Origin of the sequence: Pseudomonas migulae NBRC 103157, assembly GCF_002091715.1 — a bacterium.
GTDB classification, from domain to species: Bacteria; Pseudomonadota; Gammaproteobacteria; order Pseudomonadales; family Pseudomonadaceae; genus Aquipseudomonas; species Aquipseudomonas migulae_A.
In genome coordinates this window covers 199,597-206,041 of the sequence record NZ_BDAG01000004.1, presented here as the reverse complement: position 1 = coordinate 206,041, position 6,445 = coordinate 199,597, and the positions used below count along the sequence as shown (strand labels likewise).

The 6,445-nt window shown below is 61.3% G+C and carries 5 protein-coding genes and 1 pseudogene; 4 read left to right on the top strand and 2 right to left on the bottom strand.

What is annotated here, in order from left to right; translation table 11 throughout:
* From PMI01S_RS05600 to cysC, 3 genes and pseudogenes are all read left to right on the top strand, one after another.
* The coding region (locus PMI01S_RS05600) for an Ig-like domain-containing protein (protein ID WP_255326099.1) at window positions 1-2,156 on the top strand (2,156 nt) is incomplete at its 5' end.
* 41 nt (window positions 2,157-2,197) lie between these two features.
* Window positions 2,198-3,712 (top strand): TolC family protein, encoded by a 1,515-nt coding sequence (locus PMI01S_RS05595; protein WP_084318362.1) that lies wholly within the window; start codon window positions 2,198-2,200, stop codon window positions 3,710-3,712.
* A pseudogene (gene cysC / locus PMI01S_RS05590) lies at window positions 3,696-4,295 on the top strand (adenylyl-sulfate kinase); the annotation flags it as partial. The gene PMI01S_RS05595 and the pseudogene cysC, both read left to right, overlap by 17 nt.
* 31 nt (window positions 4,296-4,326) lie before the next feature.
* Here cysC and PMI01S_RS05585 read toward each other — a convergent pair.
* Window positions 4,327-5,085, bottom strand: a complete 759-nt coding sequence (locus PMI01S_RS05585) for a slipin family protein (RefSeq protein WP_084318361.1) — start codon at window positions 5,083-5,085, stop codon at window positions 4,327-4,329.
* 2 nt (window positions 5,086-5,087) lie between these two features.
* On the bottom strand, window positions 5,088-5,618 hold the full coding sequence (locus PMI01S_RS05580) for an NfeD family protein (protein WP_084318368.1): 531 nt from the start codon (window positions 5,616-5,618) through the stop codon (window positions 5,088-5,090).
* Between the two features lie 275 nt (window positions 5,619-5,893).
* Between PMI01S_RS05580 and PMI01S_RS05575 the strand changes: the two genes are divergently transcribed.
* Window positions 5,894-6,355: an aminoacyl-tRNA deacylase gene (locus tag PMI01S_RS05575; protein WP_084318360.1), complete on the top strand. Its 462-nt coding sequence runs from the start codon at window positions 5,894-5,896 to the stop codon at window positions 6,353-6,355.
* The last annotated feature ends 90 nt before the right edge of the window (window positions 6,356-6,445 follow it).

Sequence of the window (6,445 nt, the reverse complement as noted above, 5' to 3'; positions counted from 1 at the left end):
CCCTGGACAACAGCGGAGTACAAAACGCCTCGGGCAACGCCGGCAGCGGCACCACCAACTCCAACAACTACGCCATCGACACCGTGCGGCCAACGGCAACCATCGTGGTCGCGGATTCGGCGCTCGCGGTGGGCCAGACATCGGTGGTGACCATCACTTTCAGCGAGGCGGTGACAGGATTCACCATCGCCGACCTGACGGTGAGCAATGGCACGCTGAGCAATCTCAGCACCAGCGATAACATCACCTACACCGCAACCCTGACGCCGACGGCGAGCATCACTGACTCGACCAACGTGATTACCCTGGACAACACCGGTGTGGTCGATGGGGCCGGCAACACCGGCAGCGGCACCACCGATTCCAACAATTACGCGATCGACAGCCAACGCCCAACCGCTACGATCGTGGTCGCCGACAGCACCCTCATCGCGGGCGAAACCTCGCTGGTGACCATCACCTTCAGCGAGGCGGTGACCGGTTTCGACAACAGTGACCTGAGTGTCCCCAACGGCACGTTGAGTGCGGTGAGCAGCAGCGATGGCGGCATCACCTGGACCGCCACCTTCACACCGACGTCCGGCATCAAGGACACCAGCAACCTCATCAACTTGAACAACACCGGGGTGGCCGACATTGCCGGAAACACGGGCAGTGGAACCACCAACTCGGCGAACTTTACGATCGACACCGTGCTGCCGACAGCCACCATCGTGGTCGCCGACACGGCGCTGAAAGCGGGTGAAACGTCACTGGTCACGATCACCTTCAGCGAAGCGGTGAGCGGCTTCTCCAACGCCGACCTGACGATTGCGAATGGCGCGCTGAGCAGCGTGTCGTCGAGCGATGGCGGCATCACCTGGACGGCGACGTTCACTCCGACGGCGAGCATCACCGACACCAGTAACCTGATCACACTGGACAACAGCGGTGTGCAAAATGCCTCGGGCAACGCCGGCACCGGCACCACCAACTCCAACAACTTCGCCATCGACACCGCGCTGCCGAGCGCCACCATCGTGGTTGCCGACAATCGCCTGGGCATCGGTGACACCACCACGGTGACGATCACCTTCAGCGAAGCAGTGAGCGGCTTCGACCTGTCGGACATCAGCGTGGCCAACGGTGTGCTGTCGAACCTGAACAGCAGCGATGGCGGCGTCACCTGGACCGCGAACCTGACACCGACCGCCGGCATGAACGACACGACCAACCTGATTGTGCTCGACACCGGTACCGTGCAGGACGCCGCCGGCAACGTCGGCGCGAGCATCGCCATTTCCAACAACTACGCACTGGACGCGACCCGGCCTACGGTGAGCATTGTGGTCGCCAACCCGAACTTGAGCGCCGGACAGAGCACCGTGGTCACGTTCACCTTCAGCGAAGCGGTGAGCAATTTCGACCTGTCGGATTTGAGCGTGACCAACGGGGATTTGACCGGCCTGAGCAGCAGCGACGGCGGCAAGACCTGGACCGCCACCTTCACGCCCACTGCCAATGTCAGCGACCCGAGCAACTTCATCGCCCTCGACACCAGCAACGTCACCGACCTGGCCGGTAACGCGGGTGACAGCGTGTCGGTCTCCAACAATTACGCGATAGGCATCGTGTCGGTGACTCCGGACCCGCAATTCCTCAGCAGCGACCCGGTGACCGTGACCGATCAACCCAACGTGCCGCTGCAACCGATCGTCTTCATTCCTCCCACCGGAGATCTCGGTTCACCGCTGACCTTTGCGCCGTTGTTCGAAGACCGGGTCATCGGCAACGGCATTCGGCCGCTGGGCGACATTTTCATGAACAACGGCGCGCTGGGGCAGAGCTTTATCGCGCAAGTGTTCAGTAGCAGTGACAGCGGCGGTGATGGTGCAGGCCACGGCTTCCTCGGTTTCGGCGGCGGTGATGGCGGGGTATTCAGCACCAGCACGTTGTCGAGTCTGTTCAATCAGGACGTCGGCAACGAGCGTGATTCGCTGAACTCATTCGGCAGTCATTCGATCAAGGCCAGTGATGTTTCCCAAGGCCTGCGCGGCGTGTTTGGCGCGCCCAGTCTCGTTCAACAATTACAGCAGCTCAAAGACACCGAGCAACGGCAGGTCAACGACCTGGCCGCTGCTTTGAAACAGGCCGGCATCAGCGAAATGCAGGCCTGACATGACAATTAAAACGGTGCGACACCCAGGGGCAGTCAAGGATGAAGAGAAGTCAGAAGTTGTTCGTCGCGAGCTTGCTCGCGCTGGCTATAAGTGGATGTGCAGTCAAAAGTGAACCGATCGAACGCAGCGTCAGCGAGCAGCGCGCCAAGAGCGACCTGCAAGGCATGTACAAGGGCCAGGAACCCCTCAGCGGTCCGCTGACCCTGCATCAGGCCATGGCCCGCGCGGTGAAATACAACCTTGAAGGCCGGCTCAAGATCATGGAAGAGGCCCTGGCCAAGCGTCAGCTCGACCTGGCCAGTTTCGACATGTTGCCGCGCATGGCGCTGGACGCCGGCTACGTCGGCCGCAACAACGTCAGCGCCTCCAGCAGCCAGAGCGTGCGGACCGGCACCCAGTCGCTGGAACCATCGACCTCACAGGACCGCGACCGTGAAGTCGCCGACCTGACCATGGTCTGGAACGTGCTGGATTTTGGCGTCAGCTACATCAGCGCCAAGCAACAGGGCGACCAGCGACTGATCGTTCAGGAGCGTCGGCGCAAAGTCATCAACACCATTGTTCAGGACGTGCGCTCGGCGTATTGGCGGGCCATGGCCGCCGAACGTTTGCTCAAACAGATCGACAGCCTCATGGCGCGGGTCGAGACCGCTCGCGGCAACAGCCAGAGCATGAGCGAGCAGCGCATCGGCGATCCGATCCAGGCATTGGGTTATCAACGCTCGCTGATCGAAGCCACACGCCAGTTGGAAGAACAACGCCGCGCGCTGTCGCTGGCAAAAACCGAACTGGCGACCCTGATCAACCTGCCGCTGGGCACCGAGTTGACGCTGGCTACCCAGGACGACTACGTCATCCCCGAACTGAAAGTCGATCTCGCCCACCTGGAGCAGGAAGCCCTGACCAGCCGCCCGGAACTGCGCGAGCAGGATTACCAGGCTCGCATCAGCGCCGCCGAAACCCGCAAAGCCATGTTGCGCCTGCTGCCGGGGCTGGAATTTTCCGCCGGCGGGCATTACGACAGCAACTCGTTCCTGGTGGAGCAGGGCTGGGCCGACTACGGCGTGAAGGTCACCTGGAACCTGTTCAACGTGATCTCGGCACCGGCAGCGATCAACGTCGCGAAGGCCGGTGAAGAGGTGGCCACGGCGCGGCGTCAGGCGATGTCGATTGCGGTGCTGGCGCAGCTCTATGTGGCCAACGCCAACTACCGCGAGGCGCTGCGGCAGTTCAAGACCAATCAGCAACTGTCGGACATTGACGGGCAGATTGTCGGCCAGTTGCGCAATCGCTATCAGGCGGCGGGGCTGGGCGAGCTGGACTTGATTCAGGGCGAGTTGAACACCTTGCAGGCCGATTTGCGTCGCGACCTGTCGTACGCCGACCTGCGCAATGCCTACGGGCAGATCTTTGCCAGTGCCGGGCTCGATCCGCTGCCGGATCAGGTGCAGTCCACCGAAGTCCAGTCCATCGCCACCGCATTGGCCAATCGCGAAGCGGCGTGGGCGGCGGGCAACATCACGGTGCCGGTGGCTAATGTCCAGACTCAATAACCTTCATGCGCCAACGGCGAGCATCAGCCGCGCACAGCGAGAAGCCCGTAACGGCCATCGTGGTACGGCGATTCTGTTGACCGGTTTGCCGGCGGCGGGCAAGTCGACCCTGGCCCAGGCACTGCACGCACAATTGTTCGAGCGCGGCGTGCAGAGTGTCGTGCTCGACGGTGATGGGCTGCGGATCGGGCTGAATCGTGACCTGGGTTTTACTGACAGCGATCGCCAGGAAAACATCCGCCGGGCCAGCGAGCTGGCGGCGTTGCTGGTGGAGAACGGGCAGGTGGTGATTCTGGCGATGATCGCGCCGTTGCTGGAGTTGCGTGAACTGTTCGCCAAGCGTTTGGGCGAGGATTACCGCGAGGTCTGGTGCAACGCTTCCCTGTCGGTGTGTGAGCAGCGCGATCCCAAAGGTCATTACGCCCGCGCCCGTCGCGGTGATCTGCCAGGATTTACCGGGGTTTGTGCGCCTTATGAACCGCCGCCAGCCGCTGCGCTGATACTCGACACCGGCGTGCAGTCGGTCGAGGCCTGTCTCGACCGTTTGCTGACCTGGCTCGGCGAGTGCGCAGTCTTACCCAAGCCAAGCCCCCTCGCCACAGGTCATCAAAGCTTCAAGATTTCTGCGACAGATCTGCCATGCCCTTGAGCAATTCGATCGGCAACGGGAAGACGATGGTCGAACTCTTGTCCCCGGCAATCGAACTCAGGGTCTGCATGTAGCGCAGCTGCATGGCGCCCGGCTGGCGGCCGAGCATTTCGGCGGCTTGCATGAGCTTTTCCGAGGCCTGTAATTCACCTTCGGCGTGGATGACTTTGGCTCGGCGTTCCCGCTCGGCTTCAGCCTGTTTGGCGATGGCGCGGACCATCGATTCGTTGAGGTCCACGTGTTTGATCTCGACGTTGGCGACCTTGATGCCCCAGGCGTCGGTCTGGGCATCCAGCACTTGCTGGATATCGATGTTCAGCCGTTCGCGCTCGGCCAGTAGCTCATCGAGTTCGTGTTTACCGAGCACTGCGCGCAAGGTGGTCTGGGCCAGTTGACTGGTAGCCATGAGGAAATCTTCGACCTGGATAATTGCCTTCTGCGGGTCGAGGACGCGGAAGTACAGCACCGCGTTGACCTTGACCGAGACGTTGTCACGGGTGATCACGTCTTGCGGCGGCACGTCGAGCACCACGGTGCGCAAATCGACGCGAACCATTTGCTGCACCACGGGAATCAGCAGGATCAGGCCGGGGCCTTTGACTTGCCAGAAACGGCCGAGCTGGAACACCACCCCGCGCTCGTACTCACGCAGGATGCGAAAAGTCGACCCCGCCAGCGCAATGACCAACAGCAGCAGCGCGGCAAAACCCAGTTGCAGACCCATGGTTATTCTCCACCCGGCGCCGCGTCAGCCGCGGCCACTTGCAGCAGTAATCCCTTGCGCGCCACCACCCGAACCCGTTGACCGGTTTTCAGTGGCGTGGCGCTGAGGACTTGCCACTGTTCTCCTTGCAGGTGCACCCAGCCGTTGCAGGCATTGCCGGGCTGCAGCGACATTACTGGAGCCACGCTGCCCACGAGCCCGGCATCGCCACTGACAGTTTCACGCGGTCGGGTTTTCAGGGCGTGGATCACCAGGAATATCAGCAACAATGCACTGATCAGGCCCAGGCCGATCATCAATGGGACCGGCAACTCGGTATTGCTCAAGATCACCGCACCGATGACGAACATCACAATCCCACCCAACCCGATCACGCCGTAATTGGGCAAGGCCGCCTCAGCGATCAGAAACGCAATGCCGAACGTGATCAGCCAGATCCCGATGGGGTTGGGAATCAGCACGATGGTGTCTGCCGCGAACGCCGATCCGCTCAAGGCCAACAGCAACGCCACTGCACAGCAACGAGTGTTCACGTGACCCTCCCTGTAGGAGCGAGCTTCTTCCGGGCGGCGTTCGACGATGAGCCTGAGAGCACCGTGTTCATTCATGTTGTCCGCATTACCGTTAACGCCCATCGCTTAATACAGTCTAGTCGAGCCATCAGTTGTGCGAATTTTGCTCAGTTGTCGACCGTGTTCCAGTGGGCAGATTTCCCGCCGGAATGCGTCGGCAGGCCTAGACTTTCAGTACAGAGAAACGTGTTAACCCATCGTCCGTCACACACTGTTTGCGGACACCGAGGTGCATCATGCGTATGGCAAAAACCGTGCAGAGCAGCCTGGACAAGGCGCACTGCGAATTTGACATCGTTAGCCACCCACACTCGGCCAGCAGCCTTGAAACCGCGCGGGTTGCGGGCATTCCTGCCGAACGGATGGCCAAGTCGGTGATCCTCGACGACAACCATGGTCATTACCTGATGGCCGTGCTGCCGGCGAGTCGTCACCTGGATCTGAGCAAAGTGCGCAGCAGTGGCGAATGGCAAGTCACCCGGGAAAGCACCCTGGCGCATCTGTTCGATGATTGCGAACGTGGCGCGGTGCCGGCCCTGGGCGAGGCCTATGGGCTGGACATGGTCATCGACCCCTTGCTGACCCGACAGAACGACATCTACCTGGAGGCCGGCAACCACAACAATCTGCTGCACATGACCGTGCCGGAGTACTTGAAACTGGTGCCGCATGCGGAGGTGCGGGAGTTGAGTAATTGAGTAACCTGTCGTCAGGTACACCGCTTTCGCGGGAAGCCTTGCTCCTGCATAGGAATGCGTGATCCTGTAGGAGCAAGGCTTGCCCGCGAT